The 20,240-nt window shown below is 71.6% G+C and carries 20 protein-coding genes; 9 read left to right on the forward strand and 11 right to left on the reverse strand.

Annotated elements, in window-relative coordinates:
* Positions 1 to 51: 51 nt before the first annotated feature.
* Genes WFK95_RS18635 through WFK95_RS18680 form a run of 10 tightly spaced genes read right to left on the reverse strand, consistent with a single transcriptional unit; the run spans position 52 to position 8,065 of the window.
* Complete coding sequence (locus WFK95_RS18635; protein ID WP_336671537.1) at positions 52 to 906, reverse strand: DegV family protein; 855 nt, start codon at positions 904 to 906, stop codon at positions 52 to 54.
* On the reverse strand, positions 903 to 1,628 hold the full coding sequence (gene octT / locus WFK95_RS18640) for a diglucosylglycerate octanoyltransferase (RefSeq protein WP_336671538.1): 726 nt from the start codon (positions 1,626 to 1,628) through the stop codon (positions 903 to 905). The genes WFK95_RS18635 and octT overlap by 4 nt, the downstream gene beginning before the upstream one ends.
* Complete coding sequence (locus WFK95_RS18645; protein ID WP_224651031.1) at positions 1,625 to 2,314, reverse strand: histidine phosphatase family protein; 690 nt, start codon at positions 2,312 to 2,314, stop codon at positions 1,625 to 1,627. The genes octT and WFK95_RS18645 overlap by 4 nt, the downstream gene beginning before the upstream one ends.
* The gene (rsfS, locus tag WFK95_RS18650) at positions 2,314 to 2,727 is read right to left on the reverse strand and encodes a ribosome silencing factor (RefSeq protein ID WP_336671539.1); all 414 of its coding nucleotides are present in this window, start codon (positions 2,725 to 2,727) and stop codon (positions 2,314 to 2,316) included. Before rsfS ends, WFK95_RS18645 begins: the two co-directional genes overlap by 1 nt.
* Positions 2,724 to 3,371: a nicotinate-nucleotide adenylyltransferase gene (nadD, locus tag WFK95_RS18655; RefSeq protein ID WP_336671540.1), complete on the reverse strand. Its 648-nt coding sequence runs from the start codon at positions 3,369 to 3,371 to the stop codon at positions 2,724 to 2,726. Before nadD ends, rsfS begins: the two co-directional genes overlap by 4 nt.
* Before the next feature lie 31 nt (positions 3,372 to 3,402).
* Positions 3,403 to 4,887 (reverse strand): vWA domain-containing protein, encoded by a 1,485-nt coding sequence (locus WFK95_RS18660; RefSeq protein ID WP_336671541.1) that lies wholly within the window; start codon positions 4,885 to 4,887, stop codon positions 3,403 to 3,405.
* Positions 4,888 to 5,778 carry an AAA family ATPase gene (locus tag WFK95_RS18665; RefSeq protein WP_336671568.1) on the reverse strand — a complete coding sequence of 297 codons (891 nt, stop codon included), beginning with the start codon at positions 5,776 to 5,778 and terminating at the stop codon, positions 4,888 to 4,890. It abuts the gene before it with no gap.
* 8 nt (positions 5,779 to 5,786) lie between these two features.
* Positions 5,787 to 6,239 carry an SRPBCC family protein gene (locus tag WFK95_RS18670; protein ID WP_336671542.1) on the reverse strand — a complete coding sequence of 151 codons (453 nt, stop codon included), beginning with the start codon at positions 6,237 to 6,239 and terminating at the stop codon, positions 5,787 to 5,789.
* A 55-nt stretch (positions 6,240 to 6,294) separates the two neighbouring features.
* Complete coding sequence (locus tag WFK95_RS18675; RefSeq protein WP_224651013.1) at positions 6,295 to 6,744, reverse strand: SRPBCC family protein; 450 nt, start codon at positions 6,742 to 6,744, stop codon at positions 6,295 to 6,297.
* 46 nt (positions 6,745 to 6,790) lie between these two features.
* Positions 6,791 to 8,065, reverse strand: a complete 1,275-nt coding sequence (locus WFK95_RS18680) for a glutamate-5-semialdehyde dehydrogenase (RefSeq protein WP_336671543.1) — start codon at positions 8,063 to 8,065, stop codon at positions 6,791 to 6,793.
* An 83-nt stretch (positions 8,066 to 8,148) separates the two neighbouring features.
* On the opposite strand from WFK95_RS18680, the gene WFK95_RS18685 reads away from it, so the two are divergent.
* Positions 8,149 to 8,853: an HNH endonuclease family protein gene (locus WFK95_RS18685; RefSeq protein WP_336671569.1), complete on the forward strand. Its 705-nt coding sequence runs from the start codon at positions 8,149 to 8,151 to the stop codon at positions 8,851 to 8,853.
* A gap of 21 nt (positions 8,854 to 8,874) precedes the next feature.
* Here the strand turns inward: WFK95_RS18685 and WFK95_RS18690 are convergent, their stop codons facing one another.
* Entirely contained in the window at positions 8,875 to 10,134 is a 1,260-nt protein-coding gene (locus WFK95_RS18690; RefSeq protein WP_336671544.1) for an MFS transporter, read from the reverse strand.
* A 196-nt stretch (positions 10,135 to 10,330) separates the two neighbouring features.
* Between WFK95_RS18690 and WFK95_RS18695 the strand changes: the two genes are divergently transcribed.
* The 8 genes from WFK95_RS18695 to WFK95_RS18730 are packed head-to-tail and all read left to right on the forward strand — an operon-like array spanning position 10,331 to position 20,224.
* Positions 10,331 to 11,113: a TIGR03084 family metal-binding protein gene (locus WFK95_RS18695; RefSeq protein ID WP_336671545.1), complete on the forward strand. Its 783-nt coding sequence runs from the start codon at positions 10,331 to 10,333 to the stop codon at positions 11,111 to 11,113.
* Positions 11,110 to 12,852: an acyclic terpene utilization AtuA family protein gene (locus WFK95_RS18700; protein WP_336671546.1), complete on the forward strand. Its 1,743-nt coding sequence runs from the start codon at positions 11,110 to 11,112 to the stop codon at positions 12,850 to 12,852. Before WFK95_RS18695 ends, WFK95_RS18700 begins: the two co-directional genes overlap by 4 nt.
* Complete coding sequence (locus WFK95_RS18705) at positions 12,849 to 14,021, forward strand: acyl-CoA dehydrogenase family protein (protein WP_336671547.1); 1,173 nt, start codon at positions 12,849 to 12,851, stop codon at positions 14,019 to 14,021. Before WFK95_RS18700 ends, WFK95_RS18705 begins: the two co-directional genes overlap by 4 nt.
* A gap of 52 nt (positions 14,022 to 14,073) precedes the next feature.
* Positions 14,074 to 15,663, forward strand: coding sequence for an acyl-CoA carboxylase subunit beta (locus WFK95_RS18710; RefSeq protein ID WP_224650993.1), 1,590 nt, complete (start codon positions 14,074 to 14,076; stop codon positions 15,661 to 15,663).
* Between the two features lie 8 nt (positions 15,664 to 15,671).
* A complete protein-coding gene (locus WFK95_RS18715; RefSeq protein ID WP_336671548.1) occupies positions 15,672 to 17,627 on the forward strand; it encodes an acetyl/propionyl/methylcrotonyl-CoA carboxylase subunit alpha in 1,956 nt (651 codons plus the stop codon).
* 8 nt (positions 17,628 to 17,635) lie between these two features.
* Positions 17,636 to 18,805 carry an acyl-CoA dehydrogenase family protein gene (locus WFK95_RS18720; RefSeq protein WP_102102332.1) on the forward strand — a complete coding sequence of 390 codons (1,170 nt, stop codon included), beginning with the start codon at positions 17,636 to 17,638 and terminating at the stop codon, positions 18,803 to 18,805.
* Positions 18,806 to 18,813: 8 nt separating this feature from the next.
* On the forward strand, positions 18,814 to 19,599 hold the full coding sequence (locus WFK95_RS18725) for an enoyl-CoA hydratase family protein (RefSeq protein ID WP_336671549.1): 786 nt from the start codon (positions 18,814 to 18,816) through the stop codon (positions 19,597 to 19,599).
* A 10-nt stretch (positions 19,600 to 19,609) separates the two neighbouring features.
* Positions 19,610 to 20,224 carry a TetR/AcrR family transcriptional regulator gene (locus WFK95_RS18730; RefSeq protein ID WP_224650982.1) on the forward strand — a complete coding sequence of 205 codons (615 nt, stop codon included), beginning with the start codon at positions 19,610 to 19,612 and terminating at the stop codon, positions 20,222 to 20,224.
* The last annotated feature ends 16 nt before the right edge of the window (positions 20,225 to 20,240 follow it).

Consider the following 20,240-nt stretch of genomic DNA (forward strand, 5'->3'; position numbering starts at 1 on the left):
CGAACCTGTGGAGGAAGGGCCGTGCCCCACCGAATCGGTCGGAGGAGTGTGCTAGGCCGAATCCGCCTCGTCGACCAGCGCCGGGGCGACCGCTACGCCCACCGCGCCGGGCCCGAGGTGGGCGGCGATGGTGCCGCCGAACCGGCCGATCACCAGCTCCTGGAGCTGCGGGAACTCCTCCTTGACCAGCGCGGCCACGTGCTCGGCGGCGTCGGGTGCCTCGACGTGGTGCACCGCGACCCGCGCCGGCCGGTTGCCGAGGTGCTGCGAGGCGAGCGCCGCCAACTGATCGCGTGCCCGGGACACGGTGCGGGTCTTGCGCTCGGAGACGATCCGGCCGTCCTGAAGTCGCAGCACGGGCACGATCTGCAACGCGCCGCCGAGCAGCTTCGCCAGCGCGCTGACGCGCCCGCCGGCCCGCAGGTGGTCGAGCGTCGCGACGCAGAAGAAGCCCTCGGCACCGTCGAGCACCTGGCGCGCGGCCTCGGCGACCTCGTCGGCGGACGCCCCGGCGCGGGCCAGACGGGCCGCCTCCAGCACGCCGAAGCCCATGGCCATGTCGATGCTGCGCGAGTCGATCACCGTGATCCCGGCGTCCATGAGCCCCGCCTGCGCCACCGACGTGGAGTAGGTGGAGCTCAGGTGCGAGCTCATCGTGATGACGACGACCCCGTCGCCGTCGGCCTCCTCGACCGCGGCGGCGAGCACCTCGCGGACCTCGCCGACGGACGGGCCGGACGTCGTCACGCCCTCCTTGACGAAACGCTCCGCCTGGTAGCCGGTGCCGTAGTCGATGTACTCGCTCTCGCCCGACAGCACGTGCAGCGGCAGGATGCGGATGCCCATCTCGGCGGCCCGCTCGGGCGCGATCGCGGCCGATGCGTCGGTCACCACGACGACGGTCATCGCACACCTCCTTCACCGCGCAGGGCGCGCAGCACCCGCTGCGCCACCTGCTCGTGCATCTCGAACGACCAGTGGATCCCGTCGATGTTATTGATCCCCAGGTCGAACGACCACTCGCACAGGTCACGCAGGGGGACGGCGGGCACGCCGGCATCGTCGGACCAGCCGCGGATCGCCCGTCGCGTCCGCGCCCACCCCGGGTGCGCGAAGGAGTAGGCGAGCGCGCGGTGCGTCGGTGGTTCGAGCACCGCGACGGGGGCGTCGGGGCGCAGGGAGTGGATCGAGTCGTAGGTCTTGCCGAGGTAGTCGACGGTGACCTTCGGCGGGAGCGCCATCGGCCAGCCGACCGGCGAGAAGACCTTCTGGATCGTCGCGTAGCCGTCGCGGGCGCGGGCGCGCAGCGCGGCGGGCCGCAGGTAGCGGATCTGCTCGCGCACCGCGGTCGGCAGCGGCGAGGGCAGCGAGTCCATGCCACCGAGGGCCAGCACGGCGGCCTCGACGGTGGGGACCGCGGCCCAGACCCGGGGGTCCTGCGTCACGCACCACCAGCCGTCGCGGGTGGTCCAGCCGACGCGGGCGAAGAGCTCACAGCGCAGCCCGAGCTCGGCGGCCACGAGGTTGGGCCAGATCCGCGGGTCGGAGGTCGGCAGCGCGCCCTCGGGGCCGTAGAAGCCCAGGGAGTCACTCAGGACGAGCAGCGTGCCGGTCGGGGAATCGCTCACTGGACCTCGGGCGCCACGTCCGACGAGGCGTTCCACACGTCGAGCCGCCAGCGCGTCGCGTCTCCGTGCGCGGAGAGCTGCACCCAGCTGCAGTTGCCGAGGCCGCCGAGGACCGGCCAGTGGTCGACGGGCAGGTCCAGCAGCCGGGCGGTCAGGGCGGCGATCAGTCCGCCGTGCGCGACCAGGATCACGGGCCGCTCGCTCGAGCCCCACTCGGCGAGCCGCTCGGTGAGCTCCGTCACCAGCGGATACGACCGCGCGGCCACGTCCACCCGCGCCTCGCCGCCGGGCGGCGCCCACTCGGGGGCGTCGCGCCACCGTCGCCGTGCGCCGGGCATGTACGCGTCGACCTCGTGGTGGGTCATCCCCTGCCAATCGCCCAGCATGGTCTCCCGGAGCCGCACGTCGGTCTCGACGGTGCCCCCGGTGACCGCCGCGAGCGCGTCCGCGGTGTCGCGGGCGCGGCGCAGGTCGGAGCTGAGGATGGCGATGGGATCGCGATCGCCCAGCGCGTCGGCGGCCGCTGCGGCCTGCCGCCGCCCCAGGTCGGTGAGGTCGGTGTCGAGCTGGCCCTGCATGCGGCCCTCGGCGTTCGACGCGGTCTGGCCGTGCCGGAGCAGGATGAGTCTGCGCACCGTCGGGGTCAGGCGCTCGACCGACGAGTCGAGTCCGTCCTCCACGTGCATCAGGCGCCCTCGCGGTCCCCGTCGGCGCCGTCCGAGTCCTCCGTGCTGTGCTCGCCCAGACCCTCCACCTCGATACGCGGGCAATCCTTCCACAGCTTCTCGAGGGCGTAGTACTCGCGCTCCTCCTCGTGGAAGACGTGCACGACGATGTCGAGGAAGTCCAGCAGCGCCCAACGGCCCTCGCGGGCGCCCTCGCGCCGGGTGGGCTTGACGCCGGCCTCGCGGAGCTGGTCCTCGACCTCCTCGACGATGGCGTTCACCTGCCGCTCGTTGCCCGCCGACGCGATGACGAAGGCCTCGGTCAGCACGAGCTGCTCGGAGACGTCGAGCACCACGACGTTCGTGGCGAGCTTGTCGTCGGCCGCACGCGCCGCGATGGCGGCAAGGGTACGGGCCTGATCGGATGCGGTCATGATCCTCCTGGGTTCACGGTCTTGTCCGGTGCCGGGCGGCTCTGGTACAGAGCGCGCTTGGCGATGTACTGCACCACGCCGTCGGGCACGAGGTACCAGACGGGCCGTCCGGCGTCGGCACGCGCGCGACATTCGGTCGACGAGATGGCCAGCGCGGGCACCTCCACGAGGAACAATCTATCCTTCGGCACGTCCGACAGGTGATCCGCGGCCAGCTGATAGCCGGGACGCGAGACACCCACGAAGGTCGCGAGGCCGAACAGCTCCTCCCAGTCCTGCCAGCTGAGGATCGACGCGAGGGCGTCGGCGCCCGTGATGAAGAACAGGTCGGTATCGGGACTCTGCCGGTGCAGATCGCGCAGCGTGTCGACGGTGTAGGTGTCGCCGCCGCGGTCGATGTCGACCCGGCTGACGGAGAAGCGCGGGTTCGAGGCGGTCGCGATCACCGTCATCAGGTACCGGTCCTCGGCGGGCGTGACCTCGCTCTTCTGCCACGGCCGGCCGGTGGGGACGAAGATCACCTCGTCGAGGTCGAACCGGTCCGCCACCTCGCTGGCGGCCACGAGGTGGCCGTGGTGGATCGGGTCGAAGGTCCCACCCATGACGCCGACGCGGCGGCGCCCGGCGGTGCTGGACTCACGCATAACGGACCATCCTATGCATGCCGCCGCCGGGTCAGACGGGCAGCAGGCGCCCGATGACCTCGGCCAGCTGCCCCGCGGTGCGGCACTCGTACATGTCGATCAGCCGCCCGTACTTGTCGGCGACCGAGTCGCCGCTCCCCCACGCGGCCTTCCGCTCGGGGTTGAGCCAGAACGCGTGCCGCGCCTTCTCGACGAGCTCGTCGAGTTCCGCGAGCGCGGGATCGGTGTGGTTGGACCGGGCGTCGCCGAGGATGAGCAGCGTCCCGCGGTGGGTCACGGCGTCGGGGAAGTCGCGAACGAAGGTGCGCAGCATGTTGCCGTAGTCGGAGCCGCCGAACCGCGCGACGTTGGTCTCCCGGATCACCCGGTCGAACATGTCGACCACCGTGTCGACGGTGAGCGTGCGCGACGGGTCGATGTAGTCGGTGATCTCGTCCACGGAGTCGACGAAGCCGAACACCCGGATCTTGGAGAACTCGGCGCTGAGCGCGTGCGTGAGCAGCAGCGTGAAGTTGGAGAAGCCCGCGACCGAGCCGGAGAGGTCGCACAGCAGCACGAGCTCGGGCTTGGTGGGCCGGGGGCGACGGTGCGCCAGATCGATCGGCACGCCGCCGGTCGACATCGACTTGCGCAGCGTGCGCCGCAGGTCGATGGGGCCGCGGCGGGCGCGGCGCCGGCGCACCAGTAGGCGGGTGGAGAGCTGCCGGGCCAGGGGCCGGACGGTCTGCTCCATGCGGTGCAGCTCGGTCCGGGTGGCGGCGAAGAAGGCGACGTTCTCCGGCAGCTGCGGCGCCGCGTACTGCGCGACGGCCTCGGGGCCCCGTCGGGCGGCCATGGCGACGGACGTGAGCTCGGTGACCCGTTCCGTGAGCCCGGCGACGCGCGAACGCGCGACGCGGCGGGCGGACTCGTACTCGAAGCTGCCGGGCGCGGCGCCGTCCTCGCCGGCCGCGGCGAGCAGGCCGTTGGCGATGGCGGCGATGAGCGTCTGCGGGTTGAGCGCCTTGAGCGCCTGGTACGAGGAGAAGGCGGTGCCGGTGGCGGAGTTGTACTCACCGAGCTGCTCGACGATCTGGCTGGCGATGCCGTCGTGGTCGCCGCCGGCGACGAGCGCGGCGATGGCCTCCTGGCGCAGCGCCTCGCGCACCGCGTCGGGATCGGGCGGGGTGTCGGCGGCCGGCATCTTCAGCGGGTCGGGCTCCCCCGGCGCGCCGGAACAGCCCTGCCCGCCCGTACCGGACGCGCCTGCGGCACCGTCGGGCACGGCACCGAAGCCGCCGCGCACCGGGAAGTACAGGTCGAAGATCACGTCGAAGGTCTTGCGGTGCATCTGCTCGCGCAGCAGCACCGCAGCGAGGCCCTCGCGGAGCTGGCCGCGGTCGGTGAGGTCGAGCACCGTCAGCACCTCGGCGGCGGTGATCGCCTCGCCCGGGCCGATCGCCATGCCGCGCTCGCGGAGCGTCCGCACGAAGGCGTGCAGGTGCTGATCGAGCGGGGTTCCGACGGGGGCGGTCATTTACAGTCCCAGCGCCGCGGCGGCGGTCTCGATGTCCACCTGGTGCTTGAGCACCACGCCGAGCGTGGAGCGGAGCGCCGCCTTGTCGATGGAGCCGCTGGCACTGCCGGTGACGCCGAGCGCGAGGAGGGTGCGGCACCAGTCCAGCGTCTCCGAGACCGAGGGCTTCTTCTTCAGGTCGAGGCCGCGCAACGTCGAGATGACGCGGAGCAGCTGCTGCGCGACCTCGGTCGGCAGGTCGGGGACGCGGCTGCGGATGATCGACAGTTCCAGCTCGGCGTCGGGGAAGTCGATGTGCAGGTAGAGGCAGCGACGCTTCAGCGCCTCCGACAGCTCGCGGGTGGCGTTCGAGGTGAGGAAGACCAGCGGCTTGCGGACGGCCGTGATCGTGCCCAGCTCCGGCACCGTCACCGCGTAGTCGGAGAGGACCTCGAGCAGCAGTCCCTCGAACTCGAGGTCGGCCTTGTCGGCCTCGTCGATCAGCAGGACCGACGGTCCGCCCTCCCGCACGGCCTGCAGGAGGGGCCGCGGGAGGAGGAACTCCTCGGAGAAGACGTCCTGCTTGGTGTCGTCCCAGTCGCCGTCGGTGCCGGAGGACTGGATGCGCAGGATCTGCTTGGCGTGGTTCCACTCGTACAGGGCGCGGGCCTCGTCGATGCCCTCGTAGCACTGCAGGCGAACGAAGCGGGCGGCGCGGGCCTGCGAGCACGCGCGGGCCAGCTCGGTCTTGCCGACGCCGGCGGGGCCCTCCACGAGGAGCGGCTTGCCCAGCTTGTCGGCGAGGAAGACGGCCGTTGCGGTGGCGACCGACGGGATGTAGCCGGTCTCGCGCAGTGCCGCGGCGACGTCGTCGACGCTGGTGAACAACGCGGTGGGCGCGGGGGTCGTGATGTCGGTGCTCAGCGTGCAGCCTTCCGTTTGAGGACCTCCTTCGAGAAGCCCTTCGACGCGATCTCTGCACTCATCTTCACACCCTTGCGCACGACGAAGCCGGGCAGCTTGATCTTGAGGTCGATGTTCATGTCGCAGAGCACGTGCACCTTGTCGTCGCCGACGGGCGTGAGCTGGTAGTACCCGCCCTGGGAGCGCACGGCCACGCCCTCGCCCTCGGACTGCCAGGCGACCCTGGTCTCGGGGGTGAACTCGTAGCGGAAGCGCATGGTGTCGCTGATGCCGACCATGCCGGCCTCGACCTCGACGAGGCGGGGGTTGCCCGCCGCATCGCGCTCGGCGACGGTCACGCTCTTGTGCGAGGACGACCACGCGGGGAGCGATTCGACGTCCAGCAGCGTCGCGTAGGCGAGCGCCGCGGGGGCGTCGATCTCGAACTCGACCTTCTCGTTGATTGCCATCGCAACAATCTAGCGGTGCCGCCGGGCCCGCCGAACGGAGCCCGGCGGCGGACCGTCAGGCCGCGGCCTTGCGCTTCATGACCTCTTTGGTGAGGCCGTTCTTGATGATGTCCATGGCGAGCTTGATGCCCTTCTTGACCACGAAGCCGGGCGCCTTGACCTTGGGGTCGAGGTACATGGTGACCTTTACGTGGGTCTGGTCGTCGCCCTTGGGCGAGAGCTCGTAGATGCCGCCCTGGCTGCGCACGGCGGTGCCCTCGTTGCGGGTGTCCCACTTGCAGCTCACGTCGGTGAAGACGTAGTCGAAGGTGAGGTTGTCGCTGAACATCAGCAGCCCGACGGAGGCGTCGACCACGCTGGGGCGGCCGTTCGCGTCGCGCTCGACGACCTTGACGTTGCTGTGCGCCGACGACCAGTCCGGCAGGGCGTCGACGTCGGCGAGCGTGTCGAGGACCAGCTTGACGGGGGCGTCGATGTCGAATTCGAGGGACTCGTTGATTGCCATGGCGACAACCTACCGGGCCGCGCGCCGGGTGTGAGCGGGGTCGGGATTACCGGGGACGGACGTGTCCGTCGCCCCAGGCGATCCACTTGGTCGAGGTGAGCTCGGGCAGTCCCATCGGGCCGCGGGCGTGCAGTTTCTGCGTCGAGATGCCGATCTCGGCGCCGAACCCGAACTGCTCGCCGTCGGTGAAGGCGGTGGAGGCGTTGACCATCACCGCGGCCGCGTCGACGCGGGTGGTGAAGGCGCGGGCGGCGGCGAGGTCGCCGGTGACGATGGCCTCGGTGTGGCCCGTGCCGTAGCGGTCGATGTGCTCGATCGCCTGATCGAGCCCGTCGACGATCTTCACCGCGACGTCGAGGCTGAGGTACTCGTCGGCCCAGTCGGTCTCGGTGGCGGGAACCATGCCGGTCTCGTCGCCGTGCACGATCACGCCCTCGGCCTGGAAGGTGCCGAGCAGGCGGGGCAGGAAGGTGTCGGCGAGCGCGCGGTCCACGAGCACGGTCTCGACGGTGTTGCACACGCTGGGCCGGCGGGTCTTGGCGTTGAGCACGATCTCCTCGGCCATGTCGAGGTCGGCCGCGGGGTGGACGTAGATGTGGCAGTTACCCGTACCGGTCTCGATCGTGGGCACGGTCGCGTCGCGCACGACGGCCGCGATGAGCCCGGCGCCGCCGCGCGGGATGACCACGTCGACGAGGCCGCGGGCGCGGATCAGCGCGGTGACGCTGGCGCGCGAGTCGGCGGAGAGGAGCGCGACCGCGTCGGGCGTGATGCCGCTCGCCTCCAGGGACTCGCGCAGCACGGCCACGAGGGCGGCGTTCGACGAGGCCGCCGAGCTGGAGCCGCGCAGCAGCACGGCGTTGCCCGACTTGAGGGTGAGCCCGAAGGCGTCGACGGTGACGTTCGGCCGGGCCTCGTAGACGATCCCGACCACGCCGAGCGGCACGGCGACCTGGCGCAGCTCGAGGCCGTTGGGCAGGGTCGATCCGCGGAGGACGTTCCCGACGGGGTCCGGCAGGCCGGCGACCTGCCGCAGGCCGGAGGCGATGCCGTCGACCCGGGCCTCGTTGAGCGCGAGCCGGTCGATGAGCGACTCCTCGGTGCCGGCGGCGCGGGCCCGCTCGACGTCCTCGGCGTTGGCCGCGAGGATCCGGCCCTTGTTCGCCAGCAGCGCGTCGGCGGCGGCGTGCAGCACGGCGTTCTTCTGCTCGGTGGTCAGCGTGATCAGCTGCTTCGAGGCGGCGCGGGCGGCGCGGGCCGCCTCCTCGACCGCGGTGGTCGCGGCCTGCAGTTCGGCGTCCTGGGCGGTGGGCGTGCTCATGGTCCGAGAATACGTGGCGGGCCGGACTTGTCGGTCCGCGGTGTTAGGTTGCCGACGTGTCCCGCCGGAGAACCGCCCGCAGCCTGTCCCGGCGGTCGTGGCTCGCGCTCGTCCTGGTCACGGCGACCGCCGTCTTCGTCGCGATCGGGGCCTACCGGGACCGGTCCGGGGCCGAGCCCACCACCGGTTCGGCCGCGCCCACCGCCACCATGCCCGACGGTGCGCCGCTCGCCGGGGTCCGGATCGTCGCCGCGCGCGAGCGAGCCCCGCAGCCCTACCGCCGCGCGGCCTTCGGGAAGGCGTGGACCGACGACCAGTCGGCGCCGCTCGGGCACAACGGCTGCGACACCCGCAACGACGTGCTGGACCGGGACCTCAAGGACAAGACCTATGTCCGCACCTCCGCCTGCCCCCGCGCCGTCGCGACGGGCGTGCTGACCGATCCGTACGGCGGCGCGACCATCCGCTTCGAGCGCGGCGCGAAGACCTCGGCCAAGGTGCAGATCGACCATGTGGTCGCGCTGGCCTATGCCTGGGACATGGGCGCGTGGTCGTGGGACGACGCGAAGCGCGCCGCCTTCGCGAACGATCCGCGCAACCTCGTGGCCGTCGACGGGCCGGCGAACGAGAACAAGAGCGACTCTCCCCCGGGTCGGTGGATGCCCTCGAACGAGCGCTTCCACTGCCAGTACGCCCGCCAGTTCTCGTTCGTCGCCCGCGAGTACGGCCTGTCCGTCGACCGCTCCTCCGCCGCCGTCGTCGACCAGTCCGTAAAGACCTGCTCCTGACGCGTACGGCAGATCGCCTGCCTACGCACCGACGGCGCGCGCGGGGACGACCTGCGCACCGACCTCCTCGGCGCGACGGGGAACCAGGAGGCACGCCGCGCCGCCCGCGGCGGCGACCGCTCCGAACATGACCGCGATCCCCGCGAACGAGACGCCGGCAGTGAGCAGCACACCGCCCACCAGCGGCCCCGTCACCGCGCCGAGCCGGCCGATCCCGGTGCTGATCCCGAGCGCGGAAGCGCGCACCTCCGCGGGGTAGTAGGTGGCGACATAGCCGAAGAGCACGATCTGCGTGCCGATCGAGCCGGCACCCGCGAACAGCACGACGAGGTACATCACGGCGGTGCTCGGCATCATCGCCATCCCGCCGATCGCACACGCGGCCACGACGAAGTACCCGGCGCCCACGATCCGGTTCCCGTACCGGTCCGCCAGCACGGCCCCGATGACGCCGCCGACGACCGCCCCGACGTTGAGCAGCACCTGGAAGGTCAGGGCGGAGCCGAGGCTGTAACCCGCCTTGCGCATCATCTCGGGCAACCACGTGTTGAGTCCGAACACCAACAGGAAACCCGCGAAGTTGGCGACCGCGAACAGGATCAGCGCAACGACCGCAGGCCCGGACGTGAGCCGCCGCAGCACGCCGGGCTCTCCCCCCGATCCATCGCCCGCGGGCCCCGAGTTGGCAGTCGCAGGAGTGGTCTCCGGGACCACCTTCCAGGCCACCGGCACGACGAGCACCAGTGCCGAGGCGCCGATCGCCCACAGTCCGCGGAACCCGAGCACCTCCCCGAACCACAGCGCGCACAAGGCGGCGATGATCCCGCCCACCGGCAGGCCCGCGAGCATCAACGCGTTGAGTAGGTTCTTCTCCCGCGGCCGCGCCACCTCGACGACGAGCGCGATCGCGACCGGTGCCACGCCTCCGAAGCCGAGCCCCGCGATGAACCGGAACACCCCAAGGAGCAGCGGCGTCGGAGCCAGCGCCACCGCGATCATCGCCGCCGAGTACCAGACCAGGCATCCTATGAATAGCTTCCGCCTCCCGAACCGATCGGTCAGGGTGCCGGCGAGGATCGCGCCGAAGAACATGCCCATCAGCGCGTAACTCCCGATGGCACCCGCCTCCGCGCGGCTGAGGCCCCAGGGCTCGTACGCCAACAGCGCGGGGATGGTCGATCCGTACACGATCAGGTCGTAGCCGTCGAACACGATCGCGGCGAAACAGACAGCGACGACCGCGCATCGGCGGCGACCATCGGCGGGAAGCGAACTGGACATGGGTCTCCTCGAGACAGGATGCGTCTGGCATGCACGTCGAACCTCCGACATACACGTCAAAGCATCACAGTGATCCAGACCACTGTCAACATCAACGTTGAATTATCGCCATGTACGTCACAACAAGCCGCGGACTCCACGCCGCAAACAAGCATTGCTGCTTGTTTTTTTCGTCACCAACTGACAGAGTGTGGGCGTGCCCACTTCAGCCCCCGTGTTCGACGCGCTCGAGTCCACCTCGGCCGCCGTCGCCGCCATCGCGGATTCGCTCCCCGACTGGTCGATCTCCACGCCCGCCGAGGGCTGGACCGTCGCCCACCAGGTCGCCCACCTGGCCTGGACCGACGAGGTCTCCCTCGTCGCCGCCACCGACCCCGACGGCTTCGCCGCGATCCTCCAGGACGCGATGCAGGACCCGATGGGCTTCGTCGACGCCGGAGCCGCCGAGCTCGCCTCCGATCCTGACCTGCGGGCCCGCTGGGACCGCGCCCGCGCCGCCCTCGCCGTCGCGCTCCGCGAGGCGGATCCCGGCACGCCGCTCCCCTGGTTCGGCCCGCCCATGCGGCCCGCCACCATGGCCAACGCCCGCCTCATGGAGACCTGGGCGCACGGCCTCGACATCGCCGACGCGGCGGGCACCGAGCTGGACGCCCCCGAGGCACTCCCCCACGTCGCCAAGATCGCCTACAAGACCCGCGACTTCGCCTACACCGTCAACGGCGAGACCCCTCCGGCCGAGCCCTTCGACGTCTTCCTCGTCGCCGCCGACGGCGCGGAGACCTCGTTCGGGCCCGGCGACGCCGCACAGCGCGTCACCGGCTCGCTCGAGGACTTCTGCCGCCTCGCGACCCAGCGCGTCAACCTCGTCGACACCGATCTCGTCGCCACGGGCGAGGACGCCGCCCACTGGCTCACCATCGCGCAGTGCTTCGCCGGGGCCCCCGGCACGGGCCGCGCCCCGCAGGAGGAACGTCCATGAGCCGCACCATCAGCATCGCCAACGTCTCCGGCTTCTACGGCGACCGCGCCGCGGCGATCGGCGAGATGCTCGCCGGGCCCCGCGTCGACTACATCACCGGCGACTACCTCGCCGAGCTCACCATGCTCATCCTCGGGCGCGACCGCCTCAAGGACGCGGATCTCGGCTACGCCAAGACCTTCCTGCGACACCTCACCCCGCACCTCGGCCTCCTCGCCGAACGCGGCACCAAGGTCGTCGTCAACGCCGGCGGCCTCAACCCGGGCGGCCTCGCCGCCGCCGTGGAGAAGGCGGTCGCCGAGTCCGGCACCGATCTCAAGGTCGGCTGGGTCGACGGTGACGATCTCCTCGCCCGGTCCGCCGACCTCGGCGTGCCGAACGCCGTGACCGCCAACGCCTACCTCGGCGCCTTCGGTATCGCCGATTGCCTGGCCGCCGGCGCCGACATCGTCATCACCGGCCGCGTCACCGACGCCTCCGTGATCCTGGGGCCCGCCATCGCCGAATTCGGCTGGCAGCGCACCGACTTCGACGCCCTCGCCGGCGCCGTCGCCGCGGGGCACATCATCGAGTGCGGCACCCAGGCCACCGGTGGCAACTACGCCTTCTTCGACCGCCACCCGATCGAGCAGCTGCTGCACCCCGGCTTTCCCATCGCCGAGATCGCCGCCGACGGCTCCTTCGCCATCACCAAGCAGCCCGGCACCGGCGGCGTCGTCGAGGTGGGCACCGTCACCGCGCAGCTGCTCTACGAGGTCACCGGACAGCGCTACGCGAACCCCGATGTCACGCTGCGACTCGACTCCATGACCCTCTCCCAGGACGGCCCGGACCGCGTCACCGTCAGCGGCGTGCGCGGCGAGGCACCGTCGACCACCACCAAGGTCGCGACCACCACGCTCGGCGGCTTCCGCAACGAGATCGCCTTCCTGCTCACCGGCATCGACGTCGAGCGCAAGGCCGCTCTGCTCGAAGCGCAGCTGCGCGATTCGCTTGAGAGGAGCGGCGGCGCACCGTCGGACCTGCAGTTCCGCCTGGCGCGCACCGACCATCCCGACGCCCCCACCGAGGCGGCCGCGTCGGCCACCCTCACCGCGGTGGCGTGGGACGCCGACCCGAACCGCGTCGGCCGCGCCTTCAGCTCCGCCGCCGTGGAACTCGCGCTCGCCACCTACCCCGGCGCCTCCCCGATGGCGCCGCCCTCGAGCGGCGGCCCGTACGGGGTGTACCAGGCCGTGTACGTGCCGAACGGCGACGTTCCGCACCGCGCCCACCGGCCCGACGGCACCGTCGTCGACATCGCCCCGCCGGCGGTCGTCCAGGAGCTCCCCGCCGATCCGTCCCAACCGGGCGGCGACGACCCGCGCCCCACCGGTCCGACGGTCCGCGTCCCGCTCGGGACCGTCTTCGGCGCGCGCAGCGGCGACAAGGGCGGCAGCGCCAACGTCGGCGTCTGGGCGGAGTCCGACGCGGCCTTCGAATGGCTGCGCAGTAATCTGACCGAACAGGCTCTGCGCGAACTCCTTCCGGAGGCCGCGGACCTCCCCGTCCGCCGCTACGAGCTGCCCAACCTCAAGGCCCTCAACTTCGTCGTCGAGGACCTGCTGGGCAAGGGCGTCGCCCACGGCTACCGGTTCGACCCGCAGGCCAAGGGCGTCGGCGAGTGGCTGCGGGGCCGCTACATCGACCTGCCCGCAGGCCTGCTCCCCGCGGGCCACACCACGAAGGAGATCGCATGACCAGCCTGTGGGAGTCCGAGGAGCGGATCGCGCTGCGCAAGACGGTGACCGCGTTCACCGAGCGCGAGATCCTGCCGAACCTCGACGACTGGGAGGCGGGCGGCCTGCTCCCCCGCGAGCTGCACAAGAAGGCGGGCGACCTCGGCCTGCTCGGCGTCTCCTTCCCCGGCTCCGTCGGCGGCGGCGACGGCGACCCCCGCGACGCCCTCATCGTGTGCGAGGCCATGCACGAGGCCGGCGGCTCCGGCGGCCTGTTCGCCTCGCTGTTCACCTGCGGGATCTCGGTGCCGCACATCATCCTCGCGGGCACCGACGAGCAGAAGGCGCGGTGGGTCGCGCCCGTGCTCGCCGGCGACAAGATCAGCTCCCTCGGACTCACCGAGCCCGGCGGCGGCTCGGATCTCAGCCACCTCACGACGACGGCCCGCAAGGACGGCGATCACTACATCGTCAACGGCGCCAAGACCTTCATCACGTCGGGCATCCGCGCCGACTGGGTGGTGACCGCCGTCCGTACCGGCGGCGAGGGCGCGAGCGGCATCAGCCTGCTGGTGATCCCCAAGGGCCTGGACGGCTTCGACGTGAGCGCCCCGCTGAAGAAGATGGGCTGGCACGCCTCGGACACGGCCGAGCTCTCCTTCACCGACGTCCGCGTCCCCGCCGAGAACCTCATCGGCCCCGAGGGCAGCGGCTTCCTGCTGATCGGCGCCGCCTTCGTCACCGAGCGCCTCGCCCTCGCGGTGCAGGCCTACTCGCACGCGCAGCGCTGCCTCGACCTCACGCTCGACTGGGTCCGCACCCGGGAGACCTTCGGCCAGCCCCTGATAAAGCGCCAGGCCGTGCAGAACACCGTGACCGAGATGCGGCGCCTCATCGAGGTCGCCCGCGTGTACAGCCGGCACGTCGCCGACCAGTACGCGGAGGCGATGGAATCCGGCGGTGCCGCCGCGGCTGCCGAACTGGTGCCCCAGGCCTGCTTCGCGAAGAACACCGCCGTCGAGTGCGGCGAGTGGGTCGCGAACGAGGCGGTGCAGCTCTTCGGCGGCCACGGCTACATGTCCGAGTACGAGGTGTCGCGGCACTACCGCGACGTCCGCATCCTCGGCATCGGCGGCGGCACCACCCAGATCCTCACCACGCTCGCGGCCAACCGCCTCGGCTACAAGTGATCCCCCACCCAGGCACCCACTCCGACACCTACAAGGGCAAAGGACTCCACTCATGACGGTGCTCCGCAGCACCCCGGCCCCCGACGCGGCCGCGTACCGCAAGACGATGCTCGACAAGCTGGCCGATCTCACGACCGAGTTCGACAAGGCCCTGGCCGGCGGCGGTGAGAAGTACGTCGAGCGGCACCGGGGGCGCGGCAAGCTCACCGCCCGCGAGCGCATCGACAGCGTCCTCGATCCCGCCTCGCCCTTCCTCGAGCTGATGCCGCTGGCCGCGTGGGGCAGCGACTTCCAGGTCGGCGCCTCCCTCGTGGGCGGCATCGGCGTGGTCGAGGGCGTCGAGGTGATGGTGGTCGCCAACGACCCCACCGTCAAGGGCGGTACCTCCAACCCGTGGACCCTGCGCAAGTCGCTGCGCCTCAACGACATCGCCCGCGAGAACCGCCTCCCCGTGCTCTCGCTCGTCGAGTCCGGCGGCGCCGACCTCCCCACGCAGAAGGAGGTCTTCGTCCCCGGCGGCGCGATGTTCCGCAACCTCACGCAGTTGTCGAAGGCCGGGATCCCCACGATCTCCGTCGTGTACGGCAACTCCACCGCGGGTGGCGCCTACATCCCCGGCATGAGCGATCACGTCGTGATGATCAAGGAGCGCTCCAAGGTCTTCCTCGCCGGGCCGCCGCTGGTGAAGGCCGCGACGGGCGAGATCTCCGACGACGAGACCCTCGGCGGCGCCGAGATGCACTCGCGCACCTCGGGCCTCGGCGACTACATGGCCAGCGACGAGCTGGACGCGGCGCGCATCGCCCGATCGATCGTCAAGCGGCTCAACTGGCGCAAGCAGGGCACGGCCCCGTCGGCCGTGGTCAAGCCCCCGCGCTACGACGCCGAGGGCCTGCTCGACATCGTCCCGGACGATCTCAAGATCCCCTTCGACCCGCGGGAGATCATCGCCCACATCGTCGACGACTCCGACTACGACGAGTTCAAGCCCCTCTACGGCGGCTCGCTCACCACGGGCTGGGCGAACCTGCACGGCTACCCGATCGGCATCCTCGCCAACGCCCGCGGCGTCCTGTTCTCCGAGGAGGCGCAGAAGGCCACGCAGTTCATCCAGCTGGCGAACCGCTACGACACGCCACTGCTGTTCATCCACAACACCACCGGCTACATGGTGGGCGCGGAGTACGAGCGCGGCGGCATGATCAAGCACGGCTCGATGATGATCAACGCCGTCTCCAACTCGGAGGTGCCGCACCTCTCGCTCATCGCGGGCGCCTCCTACGGCGCCGGCCACTACGGCATGGCGGGCCGCGCCTTCAACCCGCGGTTCCTGTTCTCCTGGCCCAGCGCACGCTCGGCCGTCATGGGCGCCAAGCAGCTCGCCGACGTCGTCACCGAGGTCGCCGCGGCCTCCGCCGCCTCCCGGGGCCAGGCCATGGACCCCGCCTTCGTCGACGGCATGCGTACCGCCATCGAGACGCAGATCGACAAGGAGTCCCTGCCCGCCTTCATGTCCGGCATGCTCTACGACGACGGCATCATCGACCCCCGCGACACCCGCACGGCGCTCGGCATGGCCCTCTCCGCCATCCACAACGGCCCCGTCCACGGCACCGACGCCTTCGGCGTCTTCCGGATGTGAGGAACTCCATGACGACATTCGATTCCGTCCTCGTCGCCAACCGCGGCGAGATCGCCCGCCGCGTCATCGCCACGGCCCACGCCCGTGGCCTGCGCGCCGTGGCCGTCTACTCCGACCCGGATGCGAGCGCGCCGCACGTCGCCGAGGCCGACGAGGCCGTGCGCCTGCCCGGCGAGTCCCCGGCGGACACGTACCTGCAGGGCGAGAAGATCATCGCCGCGGCGAAGGCCACCGGCGCCCAGGCGATCCACCCCGGCTACGGCTTCCTCTCCGAGAACGCCGACTTCGCCGCCGCGGTCCAGGCCGCGGGCATCGTCTGGATCGGTCCCTCGCCCGAGGCCATCACCGCGATGGGCTCCAAGGTCGCGGCCAAGGCCCGCCTCGCCGAGGCCGGCGTGCCGATGCTCACCAACCTCACTCCGGACCAGGTCTCCGACGGCGACTTCCCCGTCCTGGTGAAGGCCTCCGCCGGCGGCGGCGGCCGCGGCATGCGCGTCGTCCGCACCCGCGCCGAGCTGCAGGAGAACCTGGAAACCGCCGAGCGCGAGGCCAAGTCGGCCTTCGGCGACGGCACCGTCTTCTGCGAGCGCTACCTCGAGCGCGGCCGCCACATCGAGGTCCAGGTGATGGCCGACTCCCAGGGCACCGTTTGGGCCGTGGGCGAGCGCGAGTGCTCGATCCAGCGCCGCCACCAGAAGGTCCTCGAGGAGGCCCCGTCGCCCCTCGTCGAGCGGCACCCGGCGATGCGCACCGCCCTGTACGAGGCGGCCGCCAACGCCGCCAAGGCCATCGGCTACACCGGCGCGGGCACCGTGGAGTTCCTCGCGACCGACGCCGGCGAGTTCTTCTTCCTCGAGGTCAACACGCGCCTCCAGGTGGAGCACCCGGTCACCGAGGCCACCACCGGGCTCGACCTGGTCGGCCTGCAGTTCGACGTTGCCGCGGGGCTCCCACTCCCGTCGGCCGAGCCGCCCGCCACCCGCGGCTGGGCCATCGAGGCCCGCCTCTACGCCGAGGATCCCGCGAACGACTGGCGGCCCGCCGCCGGCACCGTGCACCGCTTCGAGGTGCCCGGCGTGGTGAGCGAGTTCTCCGGGCCCGACCGCCCGGGCATCCGGCTCGACAGCGCCCTCGCGCCCGCGGGCAGCGTCGTCGAGGTCTTCTACGATCCGATGCTCGCGAAGGTGATCGGTTTCGCCCCGACCCGCGCGCAGGCCCTCGCGATCACCGAGGCGGCGCTGCGCAAGGCGGTCGTCCACGGCATCACCACCAACCGGGACCTGTTGGTGCGGATCCTCGCCGACGCCGACTTCAAGGCCGGCGACTTCGCGACCGATTTCCTCACCGGCGAGCGGCTCGAGCGCCTCGCCGCTCCGCTGCTCGACGAGGCCGAGCTCGCGGAGGCCGCGTCCGCCGCCGGCGCCGTGCTGGACCGACGGGGCGTCGCGGCGAGCCCGCTGCCGCACGTCGCGCCGGGCTGGCGCAACCTCGGCTCCCGCACCCTGGTTCCCGAGTTCCGGACCACCGACGAGCGGGAGTTCCGCGCCGACGGTGGGCAGGTCGCCACCGTGGTCGACGACGGTGACCGCGCGACGGTCGCGGTCGAGCGCGACGGTATCCGGCGCACCGTCGCCGTGACGGCGTACCCCGGCGATCGCACCGTCGTCGAGGTGGAGACCGCGCGCGGCGCGGCGACCCTGACGCTCGTCGATCCCCTCCCGTCGGCGGACGCCGCCGCTGCGGCGGGCTCGCTGCTCGCGCCGATGCCCGGCGTGATCACCCGGATCGGTGCCCAGGAGGGCGATTCGGTCACCGTCGGACAGCCCGTGCTGTGGATGGAGGCGATGAAGATGGAGCACGCCATCTCCGCCCCCGCCGACGGCGTCATCACGACCATCGCCGTCGAGGTGGGCCAGAACATCGATGCCGGCGCCGTCGTCGCCGTGCTGGAAGATACGGAGTAGGAACCCACATGAGCATTTCCATGGACGTCATCGAGTCCGAGGAGCGCCAGGCGCTCCGCGCGACCGTTTCCGAGCTGGGCCGCAAGTTCGGCCCCGAGTACATGCGCGAGAAGATCGCGGCGGGCGAGGGCCCCACCGAGCTGTGGAAGGCCGCGGGTGATCTCGGCCTGATCGGCGTGAACATCGCGGAGCAGTACGGCGGCGGCGGCGCCGGCATGTACGAGCTGGGCATCGTCGGCGAGGAGCTCGCCGCGGTCGGCTCGTCGCTGCTCATGCTGGTGGTCTCCCCGGCGATCAACGGCACCATCATCTCCCGGTTCGGCACCGAGGAGCAGAAGCAGCGCTGGCTGCCGGGCATCGCCTCGGGCGAGACCATCGCGGCCTTCGCGATCACCGAGCCCGACGCGGGCAGCAACAGCCACCGGATCACCACCACCGCCCGCCGTGACGGCTCCGACTGGATCATCTCGGGCCAGAAGACCTTCATCTCCGGCATCGAGCTGGCCGACGTGATCCTCGTGGTCTCCCGCAGCGAGGACGCCAAGACCGGCAAGCTGCGGCCCGCGCTGTTCCTCATGCCCACCGACTCCCCCGGCCTGCAGAAGACCAAGATCCCCATGGAGGTCGGCCTGCCGGAGTCGCAGTGGACGCTGTTCTTCGACGACGTCCGGCTGCCCGCCGAGGCACTGGTCGGCGAGCCCGACGCCGCCATCGCGCAGCTCTTCGCGGGACTCAACCCCGAGCGCATCATGGCCGCGGCCGGTTCCGTGGGCTCGGCCCGCTACGCGATCGACCGTGCGGTGGACTACGCCAAGCAGCGCACCGTCTTCAAGGTTCCGATCGGCGCGCACCAGGCCATCGCCCACCCGCTCGCCGAGCTCAAGGTGGAGACCGAGCTGGCGAAGTTGATGCTGCAGAAGGCCGCCACGCTGTACGACGCCGGCGAGGAGTTCGCCGCCGCCGAGGCCGCGAACATGGCGAAGTTCGCCGGCGGCGAGGCGGGCGCGAAGGCCGTGGACCGAGCGATCCACTCGCTCGGCGGCAACGGCCTCACCACCGAGTACGGCCTGGCGCAGATGCTGGTGGCCTCGCGACTGTTCCGCATCGCCCCGGTCAGCCGCGAGATGGTGCTCAACTTCATCTCCGAGCACAGCCTCGGGCTGCCCAAGAGCTACTAGGAGCCCCGATGACCGACTCCTTGGTCCACTACGAGACGCGCGGCGGCGCCGCGTATCTCACGATCGACAGCCCGCACAACCGCAACGCCATCTCGCAGCGCCTGCTCGCCGACCTCAGCGCGGGCCTCGAGCGCGCAGCGGCGGACGACGCCGCGCGGGCCGTGGTGCTCACCCACACCGGCACGACGTTCTGCGCCGGCGCGGATCTCAAGGAGGCGGCGGCGAACGGCGCCGGCTCGGACCCGAAGTCCCGCACGCTGGCGATGATCGGCGCCATGCGCGGGATCATCGACTGCCCCAAGCCGGTGATCGCCCAGGTCGACGGGCACGTCCGGGCCGGGGGCTTCGGGCTCATCGGCTCGTGCGACTTCGTCTTTGCCGGCCCCGGGGCGTCGTTCGCGGTCACGGAGACGCGGATCGGCGTCGCGCCGGCGATGGTCTCGCTGGTGCTGCTGCCGCACCTGCCCTCCCGCGTCGCCTCCACGCTGCTGCTCACGGGCCGCAAGTTCGACGCCGCCGAGGCCGCCGGGTACGGCTTGATCACCGCGGCGGTAGGCGACCCGGCGGCCGCGGTCGCGGAGCAGCTCGCCGAACTGCAGCTGTGCAGCCCCCAGGGCCTGCGCGAGACCAAGCAGATCCTGTGGCACGACGTGCTGCGTTCCTTCGACGAGCGGGCCGACGCCCTCGGCGAGCAGTCGGCGCGACTGTTCGGCTCCGCCGAGTCGGTCGAGGGGATCACCGCGTTCCTGCAGAAGCGCGCGCCGAGCTGGGCCGAACCGGTACCGGCGGAATAGGCTGTTCGCGATGACTCCCCTCCGCCCGCCCATCCGCGCACCTCAGCAGTCCCGCAGCCGGGAGACCCGGCAGCGCCTGCTGGAGACCACCATCGCGTCGCTCGCCGCCCGCGGCTGGACGGCCACCACGGTGGGCAGCGTGGCGCGGCAGGCGGGGGTCTCGCGGGGCGCCGCACAGCACCACTTCCCCACGCGGGAGGACCTGATCAGCGCCGCGCTCGAGTACATGGGCGAGCAGCGGCTCGCGCAGGTGGCGCAGGCGGGCGCGGCGGTGCCCGAGGGCCCCGACCGCCCGTACGCGGTGGCGCGGCTCATCGTCGAGTACTACACGGACGACCTGTTCAAGGCCGCGCTGCACGTGTGGACCGCCGCCGCGAGCGACGACGCCCTGCGCGAGCGCATGCTGCCCTTCGAGAACAAGCACTCCCGCGAGGTCTTCGCCCTCGCCATGCGCCTGCTCGGCGTGGACCGGGACGACGAGGAGGCCCGTCGAGCCGTACAGGCGACACTCGACCTCGCCCGCGGCCTCGGCCTGGCCGACCTGCTGTCCGACGACGAGACACGCCGCGAGCAGGTCGTCGACTTCTGGGGCCGGCAGCTGGCGTCCGTCTTCGCAGCGCGCTGATCCGAGAGTCCCTCCG

It is taken from the genome of Tsukamurella sp. USMM236 (assembly GCF_037148755.1).
Classification (GTDB): Bacteria; Actinomycetota; Actinomycetes; order Mycobacteriales; family Mycobacteriaceae; genus Tsukamurella.